Raw genomic sequence first — 17,996 nt, 5'->3', positions numbered from 1 at the left:
CATGCCATAGGGGTAATAGAATGAATACTGAGCCTCAATTATCAACAATAACGGGTCATGCATTAGTATGGCTGCGGGCTGATTTACGAGTTACGGATAACACCGCTTTAAATCGGGCCATAGCGTCTGGTTTACCTATTATTGCCGTTTATATTGCAACCCCAATGCAGTGGTATCAACATTATGTTTCAGGACGGCAAATTGATTTAATTGAACGCCGATTACACGTTATTAAACAGCAGCTTCATGATATCAATATTCCATTATTAATCCTTGAAGGGGATGATTTTTCTACGGTAACTGACATTATTCTTAATTTGTGTCAGCAATACCAAATTAATGCAGTGTATTGTAATCGTCAGTATGGTTGGAATGAAAAACAACGAGATCGGGCGGTGGAACAGGCTTTATTGATACATAATAAGCAGTGGCATTGTAGTGATGATTTTTGTGTATTACCTCCAGGTAGCGTGGTCACCAAACAACAACAGATGTATAAAGTGTTCACACCATACCGAAATTCATGGCTAGCACAGTTTTTAAGGCATAATTATCAGCCCGTTACTAATAGTGACACCGTAACTCCTAGTGCGCAATGTGCTGATCTTCTTGCGGGCAATATTGATGCTAACTGTAATCTTCAAACCTTTAATTACCTCAAACAAGACAGTGTCTTATGGCCGGTTGATGAAGGGACTATTCAACAACGATTACAGATGTTTTGTGAAACTAAAGCTGAATATTATCAGCAACAACGTGACTTTCCTGCCATTGATGGTACCAGTTGTTTATCTCCTTATTTGGCCATTGGTGCTTTGTCTGCCCGTCAGTGTTTAGCTGCTTTATTACAAACTTTGCCGCAATGTGTTGAAATAAATAAAGATAACGGTGCTTTTGTCTGGTTAAGCGAAGTGGTGTGGCGTGAGTTTTACAATCATTTGCTTGATAGTGATGAACGTTTAAGTAAAAACCAACCTTTTCAGTTATATACAGATAATGTGCAATGGTTAGAAAATAGCGATCATATTCATGCTTGGCAACAAGGACAAACCGGATTTCCGCTGGTGGATGCGGCAATGCGACAACTGGCAATAACCGGTTGGATGCATAATAGATTACGGATGATCACTGCGAGTTTTTTAACCAAGGACATGTTGTGTGATTGGCGTATTGGCGAACAGTGGTTTATGCAGCAGCTGATTGATGGTGAATTAGCCTCAAATAATGGCGGCTGGCAATGGGCTGCATCAACGGGAACTGATGCTCAACCGTATTTTCGAGTCTTTAATCCCACTACGCAAAGTGAACGGTTTGATCCCAAAGGGGAGTTTATTCGCCAATGGATCCCCGAACTTGAATCCGTTCCTGATAAATATATCCATGCACCATCATTATGGCCTGGTTTTGGTAGTGTGAATTATCCGTTGCCGATTGTTGATCATAAACAAATGCGGTTGTTAGCGATTGAGAGTTATAAGCAAGCTAAAACAGAGTATGACAACCAGCGTGAGGCATAAATAGAATAATAATAAGGATATTATTATGGTTACAACCAATAACACAGTAATTAATAGGTTTATTGAGGTTTATTGTCAGCTTAATAAAGACAATTTATTACTGCTCAATGATGTCTATCACTCAGAGATTGTATTTGAAGATCCTGCCCATCATGTTGTTGGTATTGACGCGCTACAGCATTATTTTACTGCGCTGTATAGTAACATTAATTATTGTAATTTTACTATAAATCAAGCGGTTGTTGATGGCGATTGTGCGTTTTTACAATGGACAATGATTTTTTCTCATCCAAAGTTACAGCAAGGGAAGCAACGCACCTTAGACGGTTGTACTCAGCTAACCATTAAACAGCAACAGATCATTTATCATCGTGATTTTTTTGATTTAGGGGCGATGCTATATGAAGGGCTACCTGTTATTGGTTATGTCATTACGTCTATTAAAACGAGGTTGGGCCAATGAAACAGGTACTTATTACCGGTGCAAGCTCAGGCATTGGTCTGCAGTTAGCAACAGATTATGCGAATAGTGGTTGGCATGTTTATGCTTGTGGTCAAAATCAACGACGACTTGAACAATTAGTCACTAACCTTGATGCAACCTCGATAGGAAAAATAACCCCGTTAGTCTTTGATGTCACCAATCTTGAGCAAACAAGGCAAGTTTTAGCCGAAATTGAAACATTACCTGATTACATTATTTTAAATGCTGGCACTTGTGAATATATCGATAATGGTGTGATTGAGAGTGATGTATTTAAGCGTGTATTTGAGGTCAATTTTTTTGGCATTATTCACTGTTTAGATGCAATGCAATCTCGATTTACCGCTACAACACATTTGGTCTTTATTAGCTCATCAGCCGCTTATACCGCTTTACCCCGTGCTGAAGCTTATGGCGCTTCAAAAGCAGCTCTATCTTACTTAGCTAATGGATTAGCGATAGATTTAAAAGACAAGGTTAAGACGGTTACTTTGGTTAACCCAGGATTTGTTGCAACACCGCTCACCAATAAAAATGACTTTCCAATGCCGATGATTGTTAGCTGTGAATATGCATCCCTTAAGATACGTCAAGGTATTGAGAAGCAACAAGCAGAAATACATTTTCCGATAAAATTCACCTTATTACTGAAAGCGATTGCTTTATTTCCTGTTGCTTTACAGCGGATTATTATTCAACGGATGACAAGGAATGCGTCATGAAAATAGCAATTATAGGATCCGGGATTTCAGGGTTAACTTCAGCATGGTATTTACGCCATCAACATAGTATTACGCTATTTGAAGCCAATGATTATGCTGGTGGGCATACAGCAACAGTAGATGTTGAGGTTGCGAGTGGTCGATATGCCATCGATACTGGGTTTATTGTTTTTAACGATCGTACATACCCTAATTTTGAACAGTTATTAACAGAGCTTGATATTGAAAGACAAGCCAGTGAAATGAGTTTTAGTGTTCATAATGAAAATAATGGCTTGGAATATAATGGTCATGGGTTGAGTTCACTGTTTGCTCAGAAAAAGAATCTATTTAAACCACAGTTTTTTCACTTCTTATATGAAATCACTAAATTTAATCGCTTGGCAAAACAAACGGCTTATGAAGATATTGAGCAACAGCAAACGTTAGGTGATTTTTTACAACAGCATGGTTTGAGTGATTATTTTACTGAGAATTATATTTTACCAATGGGCGCTGCAATTTGGTCATCATCATTGGCCGATATGCGCAATATACCATTAGGCTTTTTTCTGCGTTTTTTCTTAAATCATGGCTTACTTGATATTGTTAATCGTCCACAGTGGTATGTCATTCCTGGTGGCTCACGTGAATATGTAAAGCGTATGCTAGTAGAAATAGAACCACTTATCAGGCTCAATTCTTCCGTACAACAAGTGAGCCGTATTAATGATCAAATTCATATCACCGTTAACGACAGTGTGGACGTTTTTGACCATGTTATTTTTGCATGTCATAGCGATCAAGCCTTAACGCTACTAGCCGATAGTACCGTAAATGAACAGCAGGTATTGTCTGCCATGGCGTATCAAGATAATGATGTTGTCTTACACACAGATGCCAGCATTTTACCTGATGCGAAAGCTGCATGGGCTTCATGGAATTATCATTTACCATTAACGGATAATGGGTCACTCCACCAGCTTCCTGCCTTAACTTATAATATGAATATTCTACAAGGTATTGATGCTCCTGAAACATTTTGTGTCACGTTAAATCAAACGCAAGCTATCGATCCCAGTAAGATATTACGCCAATTTACTTATGCTCATCCGGTGTTTAATCTCAGTAGTATTAAAGCGCAACAACAACGGCATTTGATTAATGGTCTAGATAATACATGGTTCTGTGGTGCTTATTGGTATAACGGATTTCATGAAGATGGCGTTAAAAGTGCGTTAGATGTTATTGAGGCAATAGCACATGCTGATGGTGTAAATGCGTATGAGTAAGGTTGTGCCTATTATCAATAGTGGCATTTATAGTGGCCATGTTAGGCATCGACGCTTTACGCCCGTATTGCACCGTTTCCGCTATTCAATGTTTATGGTGTATCTCGACGTTGATGAAATTGATACATTATGTGACAGGGTAACGTGTTTTGGGCGGTCATGGTTTCATTTTGCTCGCTTTCGTCGTCAAGACTATATTGGTGGTGCTGAAAATATTAACTTGTCAGTTGAGAATAAAATTTTTGAACTGACGGGTGAACGTATCAGTGGCAAGGTCAGCATGTTATGTCATCTACGTTATGGTGGATTGTATTTTAGTCCATTGAATATGTATTACGTTTTTGATCAACAAGGATGTTGGCAATATGTTCTCGCTGAAGTGAGTAATACACCTTGGAATCAACGTCATTATTATGCGATCCCCGCCAAGCAATATTGGCAACAAAAGCATTTTATTGATGACAAAGCGTTTCATGTCTCCCCGTTTAATCCTATGGATCAAGATTATGTTTGGCAGTTGTCTATCCCTGATAGCATTGTCAAGATTCACTTGGAGGTACACTCTAAAAAAGATAGCTTTCATCGAGAGAGTGAAAAAAGGTTTGATGAAAATAGCAATCATAATCTTGAGGTTCCAGCAAAAGTCTTTGATGCCACATTAGCGATGCAAAAGCAGCCATTTACGACTGCAATTTTACTACGGCATTTGTTCGTTACACCGATAATGACGATTAAAGTCGTGGTAGGGATCTATTGGCAAGCCTTTAAATTGTGGCGTAAAGGGGCACAAATTTATGATCATCCTCATCATGACAATGAATAGTAAGGGAATAAACTATGCTTAGAAGTGAGTTAGAGCCGGCAACATCAACAGGTGTATTTAGTCATGATCGGTCACGTCGATTAATTTTTACGATATTACGTCAGCTATCAGATGTCGGGTTAACATTGTCAGAACAAGGCGGAGATACCCATTTCTTTGGCGATAAGCAAGCCAGTTTACAAGCAACGATTACTGTTACTAATCTTGATTTTTATAAACGTTTATTAACTGATGGCAGTATTGGTGCCGGTGAAGCGTATATTGATGGCTGGTGGGATAGCCCAGACTTAACTAATGTAGTGCGCATTCTGGCTCGCAATATGACGACGCTAGATAAAATAGAAGCTAAAGTTGGTTGGATAACTCGGTTAATTAAACAATTTCACCATTTTTCACGCAGAAACAGTCAAGATAATGCGAAAGATAACATTTCGGCGCACTACGATTTAGGTAATGATTTATATCGACATTTTCTTGATGACAGAATGCTATATTCCGCGGGGGTGTATTTAACTGCATCAGATACGCTTGCTCAGTCTCAAATTAATAAAATGGCAAGATTATGTGATCAACTACGGCTGACAGAGCATGATCATCTCTTAGAGATAGGCACGGGTTGGGGGGGAATGGCAATTTATGCGGCGCAGCATTATGGTTGCCATGTCACTACTACGACCATTTCTAAGGAACAATACCAATGGGCGCAAGAGAAAGTTAAACAAGCAGGTCTTGAGCATAAGATCACTTTATTACTGGAAGACTACCGTGATTTAACGGGTCAATATGACAAATTAGTGTCAATTGAAATGATTGAAGCCGTCGGTAAGCAGTATTTATCCACGTATATTAAGAAATGCCAATCATTACTTAAACCGAATGGTTTGTTTGCTATTCAAGCCATAACTATTGCCGATCAACGTTATAAAAGCTATAGCAAAGATGTTGATTTTATTCAAAAACATATCTTCCCCGGTGGGTTCCTGCCATCAATTAGTGTATTACAGTCACAATTAACATCACACAGTGATTTTGTAACACGTGATATTAAAGATATTGGTTTAGATTACGCGAAAACATTAGCTGATTGGCATGTCATGTTTAATAAAAACAGTGAAGTCTTACACCACTACGGTTATGACGAACGGTTTATGCGTATGTGGCGCTACTATTTCTGTTATTGCGAAGGAGGATTTCTGGAACGCAGTATCAGTACCATTCAGTTAGTTGCTAGTCGTCCTCAGTGGCGTGAATAATGAAATATCTTGCGATAGGCCTTGGGTTTAATCTGTTTTGGTTGCTTGCTGTATGGGGGCAATACCAGTATGTAACGCTATTGATGTCACTGCTTATTGGTTGTTGGTTATTCTATCGTCGCTGTTTTCCTTACGCGTTATTGGCAAGTGTTATTGGTATTGGTGGCGATTACATTCTGTTTCAATTAGGAGTGATGCAATTTCCTTTGCCTACTGATCCGTTGTTTGCACCTTTTGGCTATTTTATACCGTTATGGCTAATCTTATTATGGCTAGGGTTTACCTCAATGGTGTGGATTATGCGTGAGCAAGTTCAACGGTTACCACTATGGGGCGTGATTATTGGCGGTAGTCTTGGTGGCGCTGTCAGTTATTGGACGGGATTAACATTAGGTGCGGTGATATGGCCTTATGGTGAACTTGTTACGTTTATCGGTATTGCACTTGTCTGGAGCATCTATAGTGGTTATTTACTGTGGTTATTACGGCGAATGAGCAAAAGAGGATCAGTATGAAAAGTTATTTAATGGTATTACTGTTGATGACGACTTTTTTCTGCTCATCAGTACAAGCTTCAGCATGGTATACATGGCCGACGGTGGGGGAATCAACACTCAAATGGGGCTGGTGGCAGATATATATCGCCCAACTTAAAACTCCATCGGGTAAATATGTTGCAAGTGATCCAAATTTGGCACTGATTATTCGTTATTTACGCGATATTGATAAAGAAGATCTTCTTATTGCAACCGACAAGCAATGGCAACATTTAGGTATTTCGTCACAACAACGACAGCAATGGCTTAATCAGTTAGCGCAACAATGGCCGAACGTAAAACAGGGCGATAGGTTAGTGTTTGTAAAAAATGCGACCGAGGGCTGTTTTTATCAAGCAGGCAAACCGTTAGGTAAACCACTGTCTACGGCATTAAGTAACGCTTTTATTGGAATTTGGTTATCAACTGACACCGCATACCCTAAGTTACGCTTGCAGCTCATTGGTCAGTAAGCCTAGGTTATATACGCTGATTATTGACTATAGCAAGTTAAGAGGAACAGATTATGGCTTCTCATTCTATTTATCAAACCTCATACATCACCTTACAGTGGTTACTTGGATGCGTATTAGTATTGTTACTCAATGGGTGTACAGCCTCGATTGAAGATTACGAACACGCTGAACCTAAGTTTAATTTATTTCAGTTCTTTGAAGGACGAAGTCAAGCCTGGGGAATGGTGCAAGATTATAAAGGTCAGCAAGTGCGCCGATTTAGTGTTGAACTCAATGGTGTGATTACTGGCAATAAACTGGTGCTTACTGAGGACTTTGTTTTTGATGATAAAAAAATCCAACAACGGGTATGGACGATTACGAAACAAGCCAATGGTCACTATATTGGTACTGCTGATGATGTTGTCGGTGAAGCCGTCGGTTATGAGAAAGGGAATGCTTTACATTGGCAATATGTATTAGCGATGGATATTGACGGCACGACATACCATATTAACTTTGAAGATTGGATGTTCTACCAAGATAATAATCAGCTATTTAATGTGGCTAAAATGAAAAAATGGGGGATCACTGTCGGCTCTGTAACATTGTTTTTTCAAAAGTAACGTCTAACTAGTATAAATAAATGTATATAGAGAGCGGTTGTTGTACCTAGGTATATTATCTATTTGCATTATTTAGATTATACCTCTAGCCATTATAATGATTCTTTTTAACACCCACCGTATTAATAATGGCATTTTGTCTGAATCTGACTCACGAGTATATTGTACGATAGCTAAAGCGACATCGGGCTTAGCGTGTTTTTTTAAGGCGCGATAAATGATTTTTCGAATGGGCATTTGGTCATTATCTGAAATATTAGCAAGTTGGCGAAATAAGGGCTCGTAACCTTTTTTAAAGAGGAAATGTTCAATGTCTTTCGCGGGAAGTACGGTTAAACGCTCGCGTTCGCTGTCATTATTCAATAATGATCTCACTTTATCGGCATATTTTCGTCCAGCAGGATCGCCATCAGCGACAAGATGCCATTCAATCCCTAATAAACGAGCAAGCTTAATCAGTGGTTTGAGCCCGCTTTGAGCAAACTCAATCACATGAATACCTTCAGCGACAAGGTTATGTCCGGTAAGGTGTGCCATTTCATTAAAGAGCCATACTTCCGTCTCTCCTTCAACAAGAAGCCAGACGCGTGCATAAAACGCATTCGGGCGATGCATACGGACATGAAAGGTGACTTTACGAATATCATCTTTATTAAGTTCACCACTATTTACGCCATGCACCACCGTTTTTTGTGGCGTTCGCTGTAGACGTTTAATGGCTGTTAGTGGAACGACACTTAATAGTTCAGGGCTATTGGTTGTTAACACTTTTTGCATCGGCATATTTTGTATAAATGCCCACGCTTGATGGAGCATGATAGGGTGTAATCGTCCTTCAGGATCTTCTAAGATCATGATTGGACGCGATATGCGTTTTAGATCAACGGGACCGCGAGCACGAATATAAGCGTTAAGTAGTCCCATTAAAATCAATTTCGCTTGTTTGGTCATTCTAGGTTGTACGAGTTGATCAAACGGATTGAGACATTGATCGTCATATTGATTTTCTAATGGATAGTAAGTATGAGGCTCTGCTTTTGTACGGGTATGTGGCGCAAAGGCAAAGTAGTGATCAACTAATGAACGTAATGTATTAATACTACTTTTGATTTCAGCCGCGCTCACATGCCCAGGCTGTGTCATTAAACGGCGGCATGTATTATCAAGCCGGCGTTGAATACGTTCGGATTCTCGATTTTTTGTTGGTGGCGCAGTGGTAGCATTATGTGTAGGAATTGTAGAGGTATTACCATATTCTAATTGGCGCGCGTCACGAATTCTTACGATTGGATGCAAGACCATTAATTGACGTAAAAACTTATCGGTATCTGGATGTTGAATAATATGACCATCAGCATGTAAAAAATGACGGCGAGTGATAATTTTATCGTTTTTGATGTGACTATCGATCTGAACATAAAGATGTTTTAAATGATGCTGTTCACTCCAGAAAGGGTCAAAAGCACGATAACGTCGAGCGCGGTATTCACCTTGGTAATCTTCATGCCAACGAAGGACTATCTGTAGGGAAGATGCTCGTTCATGACCCATTGCATGATCAACATGGAAGTCAGAGAACTTCATTTCGTAAAATTCAGCACTTGGGCATAAGGCCAAACTTAACGCATCCAGCAGTGATGATTTCCCCCATGCATTTTCTCCGATAAGAACGGTTAATTCATCAAACGACAGTGATAATCGTTTGATACCTCGAAAACCTGCTATTTCAATACGCTCTAAATGCATGATTTTTCCTTATTCTTTCTTTACAACATAGCGCAGAGATTATTAGAAAGGGATCGTTTTGCTCACATTATTGATACAATGTTCAAATTAAAAAAGATACTATAGTCCGTATGAATTTTTAACGAAAACAATTATAAAGGGCGATCAGATGGCTAAAATTATTCACTCAATGATTCGTGTTGTTGATCTTAATGCATCATTAGAGTTTTATAAAAAAGCATTAAACTTAGATATTGCACAACGACTAGATTTTGATGGTTTTAGTTTGGTGTACTTACGCAATGATGAAAATGACATGGAACTTGAATTGACATGGAATGAGGGCACAACGGAACCTTATACACATGGTACAGGTTATGGTCACATTGCCGTTGCTGTGGATGATCTTGAAGCTGAGCATCAAAACTTGGTGGCATTAGCTTACAATCCTGCAGAAATTAAAGAATTTTTTCGAGATGGTGTTTTATTGGCTAAATTTTTCTTTGTTCAAGATCCTGACGGTTACAAAATTGAATTTCTACAACGCCATGGTCGCTACCTGTAATAATTAAGAATGTTATCTTCATTGAGTGAATAAAAATGAGCGCTATTGTGTTAAGAGGCTATTCACTCAGTGTTTTTCCTGAAAAGATGGTATATTTTGATAAAGATCTCATATTTATGTCATTGTATGTAATTTGGTTTCTTATTTAGTGACGAACTTTATTTTTGTAATGCTGTGAGCGTTATAAATCAGTCGTTAGGTAATACCGATGGTTCTGGAGGAACTGAAATTATTATGACTGTTAATCACGCAGCAACAATCACTTTTGCTCATATTAATGATACACACTCTAATTTTGAGCCTTCTGCGATTTCCTTATCACTTTCACCTGATGTATTAAATTCAGAGACATCGGTTTATGCCAGTTGTGGCGGTTTTTCACGTCTTTGTTCTGCGGTGACTGAAATTAAGCGTGAAGCATTACTTCATCAACGTGAATTTATGTTCTTACATGCGGGTGATTGTTTTCAAGGCACATTGTATTTTTCGCTTTATAAAGGTATGGCTAATGCAGTTTTGCTCAATGCTATTGGTGTTGAGGCAATGGCATTAGGTAATCATGAACTTGATATGGGCAATGACATTGTTGCTGATTTTCTTGATCATACGGCGTTTCCATTATTAGCTGGCAATTGGGATTTATCGCAAGAAGATCAAACAAAGCGTAATCCTCTGCGTAATAAAGACAATGTTTATGCTTATGATAATGCGACACAATCAGCGCATTATTTGATAAAGAATGTGCATGGTGAGCCCGTGGCTATTTTTGGTTTAGCGATTGAAAATATGGCGGGAATAGCGAATCCTGATCCTGATACATCTTTTCGTAATGTAGCAACGGTGACTAAAAATACAATTGCATTGCTTAAAGAAAAAGGCATTAATAAAATTATTGTGTTAAGTCATTTAGGCTACGACCGTGATTTATCATTAGCCCAAGAGGTTGAGGGTATTGGTGCCATTATCGGCGGCCATTCTCATACCATGCAAGGCGATTTTACTAATGTTGGATATGGTAAAACAGATACTTATGCCTTCATGGTTAATAATACTTGTGTGGTTCAAGCTGGTTGCAATGCGTTAGCTCTTGGTCAGTTAACAATTGCATTTAATGCTGATGGTAGTGTAGAAAGTGCGACCGGGTGTAATCAACTTCTACTTGGACGTAAATTTACGATTGATGCAGGGCGGACTCAACATTTAGATCATGATAACCATAATAAAGTTCGTGATTATTTATTAAATCAGCCCAATATTCGGTTTGTGGTAAAAGATCCACGTATAGAAAATATTCTAAATCAACATTACCGTCCTGCTGTACGCGCATTACAAACGGATAAAATCGCGTCTATTAATGAACCTCTTCGTCATATTAGAGTTCCGGATGCAAAAGGACCGAGTGATATTGCGCCTTGGGTGGTAAAAAGTTTTGTTTGGCAAGCGAGAGAGCTTGGTCATCATGTCGATTTTGGTATTCATAATGCTGGTGGCGTAAGGTGCTCATTTAATCCTGGAGAGATAACACCAGCGGATATTGCTGGGCGATTATTACCCTTTGCGATTGGGATTATGCTGTATAGCGTACGTGGGTTACGTATTCGTCAAGCGCTTGAAGGCGCGATTGATAATGCGACTAATAATGATATTGAAGGAACGGGTGACGGTAGTTTTCCTTATGTGGCAGATTTACGTTATGTGTATCGTTGTGGTGCGCCAAGCGGTCAACGGATTGAAAGCTTAGAATATTACACTAATGGGCAATGGTTGGCGGTTGATGATGATGCTATTTATACCTCTGTATCATCTGGGTATACCGCAGCAGGAAAAGAAGGATATGCTCCCTTGCTTGATTATGTAACAGATCCTCAAGCCCTTAATGTAACAATGGCTGATGCATTTGAAGCCTTTGCAAAACAGCAGTGCACATTTGATAAACCAAGTGAAAATTTAACGGTATTTATTCCATGCGATAACCGTGAAAATTGATCCTTATTAGTTATTATTTTATGAGTTAAAAAAACGTATTAATCGCTGTTAATATGGAGTGTTTTAGCTTTTTTAGTGAGATATTCTGTACTGGTGGTATCCATTTGTTTTTAGTGTTTTAGATTAGATTATCTAATCCTAATTGCTAAATAATGTCATTGTTAAAGCGCTCTAGCATTACGTTATTATGCTGCCAATCCCATTGATAACGGCTAATCCGAAGAGGTAGTATGGCACAGGTATTTGATTTCGACTCTATTCCAACAGCAGTAATGAATGATCAAAAAACGTATTCATTGACGTTGAGAGGCCTGCTCGTCCACGCTTGTGATATTCTATTTAGCCGTTCAGTTTCAACGCCAACATTAGGTAATGTTTCTGACTTACCATTACATATTCAAAAAGATATTGGTCTTTACCGTTAATTACTTTTTATGGTTAATGGTATAAGTAGGTAAGCAGTTTGATTGCTTTGCTTACGAATAGAGAAAATAAGAAACCAGCTAATGTGCTGGTTTTTTTGTGCCTGTAATAATGGTGTCATAATATCTTGATTTAGAAACTAATGTTCGATAAAGATAAAAGCATATAGTATTGATTTTATGATATAAAAATAGTTTATATTGATAAGTGAAAATAGAAGTTAGTGTGTTTGAGGCTAGAGGTATCATGGATAAAACATAGCCTTAGATTAATAAAGCGACGATTGATAAATTAACATGAGGTAGTAATGGGATTATTTTCTTGGTTATTTGGTAAAAAGGCCACAACTGAAACAACAATTGAACCCATTGAATATAATGGTTATTTGATTTATCCCGAGCCTCAAAAGGAAGGTGGGCAGTTTCGTATTGCTGGGCGTATTTGTAAACAAATCAATGACACAATACAGACACACTACTTTATACGTTCTGATATTTTACCGTCACGTGTTGATGCTGAAACATTTATGTTAAAAAAAGCACAAATGTTTATCGATCAAACGGGTGAGCGAATGTTTAAATAAATCCACATATACAACATATTTCATTGCAATCGTGCTTGTTGCTGGGTATCTTATTTTTAGCACTAAAAATAAGTAGCTAAGTGTTGCTATTTTGTTAAATATATTTTGTTTTTAATACGTTTAAAGCAAGATTAATAGATATATTTGCTGAGTTGTTTTTTTGACTTAGTTAATATGACTAACATTATGTAATACATATTTTTTAACCTCTTTGTCATGGATGAAAAGGTGCTTATATTTCATGAAAAAATGACAATAATGTTATTTATTAATGAAATTTGTGGAATTTTTTGTTTTTAACTGTAAAAAGCTTGCTATTGCTTTTAAGGTTCGATACAAAATATTTATCTATAGCCAATGTTCAGGGAATAATAATGCAGATTGGTGTACCAAAAGAGGTCCTCGCGAATGAAACGCGAGTTGCTGCCACACCGAAAACGGTTGAGCAGTTATTAAAAATGGGGTTCAGCGTTGTTGTTGAACATGGAGCGGGTGCATTAGCGAGCTTTGATGATGCTGCTTTTGAAGCTGCTGGTGCTGAATTAGCAACAACTGAAGCCGTATGGCAAGCTGATCTTATTTTAAAAGTGAATGCTCCACAGGTGAATCCAGCTACAGGCATTGATGAGTTTGATTTAATAAAAGAGGGTGCGAGCCTAGTTAGCTTTATTTGGCCGGCGCAAAACGCTGAATTATTAGAAAAGCTAGCCACTAAAGACATTAATGTCATGGCGATGGATTCAGTGCCACGTATTTCACGTGCGCAAGCCTTAGATGCATTAAGCTCAATGGCGAATATTGCAGGTTATCGTGCTGTTGTTGAAGCCGCCCATGAATTTGGTCGTTTCTTTACAGGTCAAATTACTGCCGCAGGTAAAGTGCCTCCTGCAAAAGTGTTAGTTGCTGGTGCTGGTGTTGCCGGTCTTGCTGCTATTGGTGCTGCTGGAAGTTTAGGTGCGATTGTTCGCTCGTTTGATGTTCGCCCTGAGGTGAAAGAGCAAGTTGAATCAATGGGCGCAGAATTCCTCGAAGTCGATTTTAAAGAAGATACTTCGACGGGTGATGGCTACGCTAAAGAAATGTCTGATGAATTCAACCAAGCGGCTGAGCGTTTATATGCAGAGCAAGCGAAAGATGTTGATATTATCATCACAACAGCACTGATTCCTGGTCGTCCTGCACCTAAATTGATCACCAAAGAAATGGTCGACTCTATGAAGTCTGGCAGTGTGATTGTTGATTTAGCTGCAGCAAATGGTGGTAACTGTGCTTACACTGAAGCTGATAAAGTTATTACGACTGCAAATGGCGTTAAAATTATTGGTTACACCGATATGGTTGGTCGTTTACCGACACAAGCATCGCAACTTTATGGCACGAACTTAGTTAATTTATTAAAACTACTGTGTAAAGAAAAAGACGGCACGATTGATATTAACTTTGATGATGAAGTCTTACGTGGCTTAACTGTTATTAAAGCGGGTGAGGTCACATGGCCAGCGCCACCAATTAAAGTTTCTGCAGTTCCTCAACAACCAAAAACAGTAGAAAAGGTACAGCTTAAAAAAGCTGAACCTATGTCGCCGATAAAGAAATACGGCATGATGGCGGCTGGTATTGCATTATTTGCATGGATTGGTCATTACTCGCCCCCTGAGTTCCTTGCTCACTTCACTGTATTTGTATTGTCATGTGTGGTTGGTTATTACGTTGTATGGAACGTTAGCCACTCTTTACATACACCACTTATGTCAGTAACAAACGCAATTTCAGGCATCATCATTGTAGGTGCATTACTCCAAATAGGACAAGGCTCCGGAATCGTCTCCGTGTTGGCTTTTGTTGCTGTTCTCATTGCTAGTATCAATATTTTTGGTGGCTTTACCGTCACTAAACGTATGCTAGAAATGTTCCGTAAAGATAAATAAGGAGTAATACATGTCTGCAGGAATCGTACAAGCGGCATACATTGTTGCTGCCGTATTGTTTATCATGTCACTTGCTGGACTATCCAAGCAAGAAACCGCACGAAAAGGTAATTACTTCGGTATTGCGGGTATGGCGATTGCATTGGTAGCCACTATTTTTGGACCAGATTCACAAGCAACAGTTTGGATCATTCTGGCAATGATTATTGGTGGTGCAATTGGTATTTTCTACGCTAAAAAAGTAGAAATGACCGAAATGCCAGAGCTCGTTGCAATGCTTCACAGCTTCGTAGGTATGGCGGCGGTACTGGTTGGTTTTAATACTTTCTTACATCATCAACCGTTAGAAGGTGCATTGTTAAATATTCACTTAGTGGAAGTTTTCCTTGGTGTCTTCATTGGCGCCGTTACCTTTACCGGCTCATTGGTCGCTTTTGCTAAGTTACGTGGCTTAGTGTCATCATCTGCACTTCAGTTGCCGCATCGACATAAACTTAACCTTGTAGCGCTACTTGTTTCTGCTGCATTGCTAGTGTGGTTTGTGAAAGCTGAAGGCTCAATGGCAGCATTGATTCTAGTAACACTGATTGCATTTGCATTTGGTTACCACTTGGTTGCATCTATTGGTGGTGCAGATATGCCAGTGGTAGTGTCAATGCTTAACTCATACTCAGGTTGGGCTGCAGCAGCTGCAGGTTTCATGCTTGCAAACGATCTTCTTATTGTAACGGGTGCTTTAGTTGGTTCTTCGGGCGCCATCCTATCTTACATTATGTGTAAAGCGATGAACCGCTCTTTTGTGAGTGTTATTGCCGGAGGATTTGGCTCTGATGGTACAGCCCCTGCATCAGATGAAGAGTATGGTGAACACCGTGAAACAACGGCAGAAGAAGTGGCTGAGTTACTAAAAGATGCTAAGTCAGTTATTATCACTCCTGGATACGGCATGGCGGTTGCACAAGCTCAATACCCAGTGCATGAGATCACGGATAAACTGCGTGCGCAAGGCATTGAAGTTCGATTTGGTATTCATCCTGTAGCAGGACGTTTACCTGGTCACATGAACGTATTACTTGCGGAAGCAAAAGTACCGTATGATATCGTATTAGAAATGGATGAAATTAATGACGATTTCCCTAAAACTGATGTGGTATTAGTTATTGGTGCCAACGACACCGTAAACCCTGCTGCAATGGAAGATCCAAACAGTCCAATTGCTGGCATGCCTGTTCTTGAAGTGTGGAATGCAAGTAATGTAATTGTATTCAAACGTTCTATGAACACGGGTTATGCTGGCGTTCAAAACCCATTGTTCTTTAAAGAAAATAGCCAAATGTTGTTTGGTGATGCAAAAGCGTCATGTTTATCTATTCTTGAACATTTATAAAAATATCCGTACTATAATTAAAGTCACTCAGGGTTGAGTGGCTTTTTTTTTACAATAAATAATAGAATATAATTTAAATGTTATAGGCAAAGGCTATTGTTTTAAGTAATTGTTGCTCTGACATTTTTTTGACAAAACACGGTTCTACAATGTAAACTGCGGGTATGAAAACGTACGTATTAGTCTTTTCTTTATTTTTTTCTTCTGCATCATTTGCGGAAGACCAAACATTTCCAGAGCGGCTAAATGCAGCCCGTTCTGATCTATTGAAACATAAGCCTTTAGCAACATACGATTTTCGTAAATTTCAGAGCTTATACCCAGGGCCGTTGTTAGTACCTGAAACACTATTACCACAAACGAATGAGTATCCACTGAAGGCATTACGTCAGTTATATCATAATTCGTTAAACTGTAAGGGACCATGGCCATTATCACCATTGGTTACTCAACCGGTTGTATTTACTCGTGCAATTTGTTTTAAAACAAAATTACCGTCGAGTTGGTTTTCACGTGTAGGGTACATTCATCCAGGTGGTGGTAGTTATGCTTATCGTTACATTCAACAACATCCGAATATGGCGATAAAATACAGTAAGTATTTGCATATAAAAGAACGTCCAATAGCGGCTGCAACAACGATTCTAGGACGGTTGCAGCGAATGAATAGTGATGAAATACATGCATTTATTTCTGGTGCGCACTTTTTTATATCAAATGGCGAGCTTTGGGTTCGTAATGATAATGAATACCGTATTTTTGGCCAAGTAACATGGACAAAAATGCTTAATCACTACCAACTACATTTTAAACGCTTAGATAAAAATGATTTTTGCCTTGCGAAAAATGGCAATATTTGTTGGCGTGAAGATAATAAGCCACATGTAACCTACTATTTATTAATAGGTTTGCTTACAATGAATGCTTGTTTGCTACTGAGTTGGGTGATTTATCGATTCCGCATCCGTCGTCGAACGATGGAAGAGCGTATGTTAGTGTTGCAAATATTAACACATGAATTACGTACGCCGATTGCGAGTTTAGCAATGACGGTAGAAGGCTTTAGACGCCATTTTGATGAATTACCTGAAGGTTTATATGACGAATTCCGTCGTTTAACTGAAGATTCTCGTCGGTTGCGTCAATTAGCGGAAGCAAGTAAAGACTATCTTCAAGCCAATCAGCAACAATTAAGTGTTCAGAATGTTGAGTCATTGAATGAATGGTTAGGCTATCTTACTGAAACATATGATGTTACATTGAATTTATCAGAGGATAGAAGTATCCTTGTTAATATTTATTGGCTAGGCACTTGTCTTGATAACGTGTTATCTAATGCTCATAAGTATGGTGTAATGCCTGTTAGTTTATCGTCATCGTATAAAAATGGGACTTTGAGACTGGTTATTCAAGATGAAGGACAACTTAGTGCAAAAGATTGGTCTCGTTTAAGAAAACCATTTGTTAGCTCCCAAGGTTTAGGTCTGGGTTTAACAATTGTTGAATCGATGATTAATAGAATGGGGGGACGAATGAAACTTATTGGCCCACCTACAACGTTTATTTTGGAGATTCCGTGTGAATCAAACTCTGCTACTGGTTGAAGATGACCGGAACCTTGCTGATGGTTTACTCGATTGCTTAAAGCAAGCTGGATACAATTGCTTATATGCTGATTGTGCTACTAAAGTTGCTGCATTATGGCGTGATGC

17 protein-coding genes and 1 pseudogene are annotated in these 17,996 nt (G+C 38.8%); 17 read left to right on the top strand and 1 reads right to left on the bottom strand.

Annotated elements, in window-relative coordinates:
- Nucleotides 1–20: 20 nt before the first annotated feature.
- Genes phrB through Q0V26_RS14390 form a run of 9 tightly spaced genes read left to right on the top strand, consistent with a single transcriptional unit; the run spans nucleotide 21 to nucleotide 7,687 of the window.
- On the top strand, nucleotides 21–1,517 hold the full coding sequence (phrB, locus tag Q0V26_RS14430) for a deoxyribodipyrimidine photo-lyase (RefSeq protein ID WP_297482947.1): 1,497 nt from the start codon (nucleotides 21–23) through the stop codon (nucleotides 1,515–1,517).
- A 25-nt stretch (nucleotides 1,518–1,542) separates the two neighbouring features.
- A complete protein-coding gene (locus Q0V26_RS14425; protein WP_297482945.1) occupies nucleotides 1,543–1,980 on the top strand; it encodes a nuclear transport factor 2 family protein in 438 nt (145 codons plus the stop codon).
- The gene (locus Q0V26_RS14420) at nucleotides 1,977–2,723 is read left to right on the top strand and encodes an SDR family NAD(P)-dependent oxidoreductase (RefSeq protein WP_297482942.1); all 747 of its coding nucleotides are present in this window, start codon (nucleotides 1,977–1,979) and stop codon (nucleotides 2,721–2,723) included. The genes Q0V26_RS14425 and Q0V26_RS14420 overlap by 4 nt, the downstream gene beginning before the upstream one ends.
- A complete protein-coding gene (locus Q0V26_RS14415) occupies nucleotides 2,720–3,994 on the top strand; it encodes an FAD-dependent oxidoreductase (RefSeq protein WP_297482939.1) in 1,275 nt (424 codons plus the stop codon). The genes Q0V26_RS14420 and Q0V26_RS14415 overlap by 4 nt, the downstream gene beginning before the upstream one ends.
- On the top strand, nucleotides 3,987–4,817 hold the full coding sequence (locus Q0V26_RS14410; RefSeq protein WP_297482936.1) for a DUF1365 domain-containing protein: 831 nt from the start codon (nucleotides 3,987–3,989) through the stop codon (nucleotides 4,815–4,817). The genes Q0V26_RS14415 and Q0V26_RS14410 overlap by 8 nt, the downstream gene beginning before the upstream one ends.
- A gap of 14 nt (nucleotides 4,818–4,831) precedes the next feature.
- Nucleotides 4,832–6,070 (top strand): cyclopropane-fatty-acyl-phospholipid synthase family protein, encoded by a 1,239-nt coding sequence (locus tag Q0V26_RS14405; RefSeq protein ID WP_297482933.1) that lies wholly within the window; start codon nucleotides 4,832–4,834, stop codon nucleotides 6,068–6,070.
- Entirely contained in the window at nucleotides 6,070–6,585 is a 516-nt protein-coding gene (locus Q0V26_RS14400; RefSeq protein WP_107275558.1) for a DUF2878 family protein, read from the top strand. Before Q0V26_RS14405 ends, Q0V26_RS14400 begins: the two co-directional genes overlap by 1 nt.
- Complete coding sequence (locus Q0V26_RS14395) at nucleotides 6,582–7,079, top strand: hypothetical protein (protein ID WP_297482929.1); 498 nt, start codon at nucleotides 6,582–6,584, stop codon at nucleotides 7,077–7,079. The genes Q0V26_RS14400 and Q0V26_RS14395 overlap by 4 nt, the downstream gene beginning before the upstream one ends.
- 53 nt (nucleotides 7,080–7,132) lie before the next feature.
- Nucleotides 7,133–7,687 carry a DUF3833 domain-containing protein gene (locus tag Q0V26_RS14390; RefSeq protein ID WP_297482926.1) on the top strand — a complete coding sequence of 185 codons (555 nt, stop codon included), beginning with the start codon at nucleotides 7,133–7,135 and terminating at the stop codon, nucleotides 7,685–7,687.
- Nucleotides 7,688–7,759: 72 nt separating this feature from the next.
- On the opposite strand, the gene Q0V26_RS14385 is transcribed toward Q0V26_RS14390, so the two are convergent.
- Nucleotides 7,760–9,433 (bottom strand): DUF2813 domain-containing protein, encoded by a 1,674-nt coding sequence (locus Q0V26_RS14385; protein ID WP_297482923.1) that lies wholly within the window; start codon nucleotides 9,431–9,433, stop codon nucleotides 7,760–7,762.
- Nucleotides 9,434–9,581: 148 nt separating this feature from the next.
- On the opposite strand from Q0V26_RS14385, the gene Q0V26_RS14380 reads away from it, so the two are divergent.
- The 8 genes and pseudogenes from Q0V26_RS14380 to Q0V26_RS14345 all read left to right on the top strand — a co-directional run.
- Nucleotides 9,582–9,977, top strand: coding sequence for a VOC family protein (locus Q0V26_RS14380; protein ID WP_297482919.1), 396 nt, complete (start codon nucleotides 9,582–9,584; stop codon nucleotides 9,975–9,977).
- Nucleotides 9,978–10,211: 234 nt separating this feature from the next.
- A complete protein-coding gene (locus Q0V26_RS14375) occupies nucleotides 10,212–11,963 on the top strand; it encodes a bifunctional metallophosphatase/5'-nucleotidase (protein ID WP_297482915.1) in 1,752 nt (583 codons plus the stop codon).
- 230 nt (nucleotides 11,964–12,193) lie between these two features.
- Nucleotides 12,194–12,388 (top strand): hypothetical protein, encoded by a 195-nt coding sequence (locus tag Q0V26_RS14370; RefSeq protein WP_297482912.1) that lies wholly within the window; start codon nucleotides 12,194–12,196, stop codon nucleotides 12,386–12,388.
- Between the two features lie 305 nt (nucleotides 12,389–12,693).
- On the top strand, nucleotides 12,694–12,969 hold the full coding sequence (locus tag Q0V26_RS14365; RefSeq protein WP_297482910.1) for an HlyU family transcriptional regulator: 276 nt from the start codon (nucleotides 12,694–12,696) through the stop codon (nucleotides 12,967–12,969).
- A gap of 374 nt (nucleotides 12,970–13,343) precedes the next feature.
- Nucleotides 13,344–14,897 (top strand): Re/Si-specific NAD(P)(+) transhydrogenase subunit alpha, encoded by a 1,554-nt coding sequence (locus tag Q0V26_RS14360; RefSeq protein WP_297482907.1) that lies wholly within the window; start codon nucleotides 13,344–13,346, stop codon nucleotides 14,895–14,897.
- A gap of 10 nt (nucleotides 14,898–14,907) precedes the next feature.
- Nucleotides 14,908–16,284, top strand: coding sequence for a Re/Si-specific NAD(P)(+) transhydrogenase subunit beta (gene pntB, locus Q0V26_RS14355; protein WP_297482904.1), 1,377 nt, complete (start codon nucleotides 14,908–14,910; stop codon nucleotides 16,282–16,284).
- Nucleotides 16,285–16,448: 164 nt separating this feature from the next.
- Nucleotides 16,449–17,888, top strand: coding sequence for a sensor histidine kinase VxrA (gene vxrA, locus Q0V26_RS14350; RefSeq protein ID WP_297482901.1), 1,440 nt, complete (start codon nucleotides 16,449–16,451; stop codon nucleotides 17,886–17,888).
- A pseudogene (locus tag Q0V26_RS14345) lies at nucleotides 17,863–17,996 on the top strand (DNA-binding response regulator); the annotation flags it as partial. The gene vxrA and the pseudogene Q0V26_RS14345, both read left to right, overlap by 26 nt.

Origin of the sequence: uncultured Photobacterium sp. (genome assembly GCF_947039875.1) — a bacterium.
Lineage (GTDB): Bacteria > Pseudomonadota > Gammaproteobacteria > Enterobacterales > Vibrionaceae > Photobacterium.
This window is presented reverse-complemented; position numbering and strand designations above follow the sequence as displayed.

Coding starts and splice junctions, on each gene's coding strand:
- Q0V26_RS14405 (WP_297482933.1), top strand. CDS start 4,832: ATGCTTAGAAGTGAGTTAGAGCCGGCAACATCAACAGGTGTATTTAGT.
- Q0V26_RS14380 (WP_297482919.1), top strand. CDS start 9,582: ATGGCTAAAATTATTCACTCAATGATTCGTGTTGTTGATCTTAATGCA.
- Q0V26_RS14410 (WP_297482936.1), top strand. CDS start 3,987: ATGAGTAAGGTTGTGCCTATTATCAATAGTGGCATTTATAGTGGCCAT.
- Q0V26_RS14385 (WP_297482923.1), bottom strand. CDS start 9,433: ATGCATTTAGAGCGTATTGAAATAGCAGGTTTTCGAGGTATCAAACGA.
- phrB (WP_297482947.1), top strand. CDS start 21: ATGAATACTGAGCCTCAATTATCAACAATAACGGGTCATGCATTAGTA.
- Q0V26_RS14365 (WP_297482910.1), top strand. CDS start 12,694: ATGGGATTATTTTCTTGGTTATTTGGTAAAAAGGCCACAACTGAAACA.
- Q0V26_RS14390 (WP_297482926.1), top strand. CDS start 7,133: ATGGCTTCTCATTCTATTTATCAAACCTCATACATCACCTTACAGTGG.
- Q0V26_RS14415 (WP_297482939.1), top strand. CDS start 2,720: ATGAAAATAGCAATTATAGGATCCGGGATTTCAGGGTTAACTTCAGCA.
- Q0V26_RS14370 (WP_297482912.1), top strand. CDS start 12,194: ATGGCACAGGTATTTGATTTCGACTCTATTCCAACAGCAGTAATGAAT.
- Q0V26_RS14360 (WP_297482907.1), top strand. CDS start 13,344: ATGCAGATTGGTGTACCAAAAGAGGTCCTCGCGAATGAAACGCGAGTT.
- vxrA (WP_297482901.1), top strand. CDS start 16,449: ATGAAAACGTACGTATTAGTCTTTTCTTTATTTTTTTCTTCTGCATCA.
- Q0V26_RS14375 (WP_297482915.1), top strand. CDS start 10,212: ATGACTGTTAATCACGCAGCAACAATCACTTTTGCTCATATTAATGAT.
- Q0V26_RS14420 (WP_297482942.1), top strand. CDS start 1,977: ATGAAACAGGTACTTATTACCGGTGCAAGCTCAGGCATTGGTCTGCAG.
- Q0V26_RS14395 (WP_297482929.1), top strand. CDS start 6,582: ATGAAAAGTTATTTAATGGTATTACTGTTGATGACGACTTTTTTCTGC.
- Q0V26_RS14400 (WP_107275558.1), top strand. CDS start 6,070: ATGAAATATCTTGCGATAGGCCTTGGGTTTAATCTGTTTTGGTTGCTT.
- Q0V26_RS14425 (WP_297482945.1), top strand. CDS start 1,543: ATGGTTACAACCAATAACACAGTAATTAATAGGTTTATTGAGGTTTAT.
- pntB (WP_297482904.1), top strand. CDS start 14,908: ATGTCTGCAGGAATCGTACAAGCGGCATACATTGTTGCTGCCGTATTG.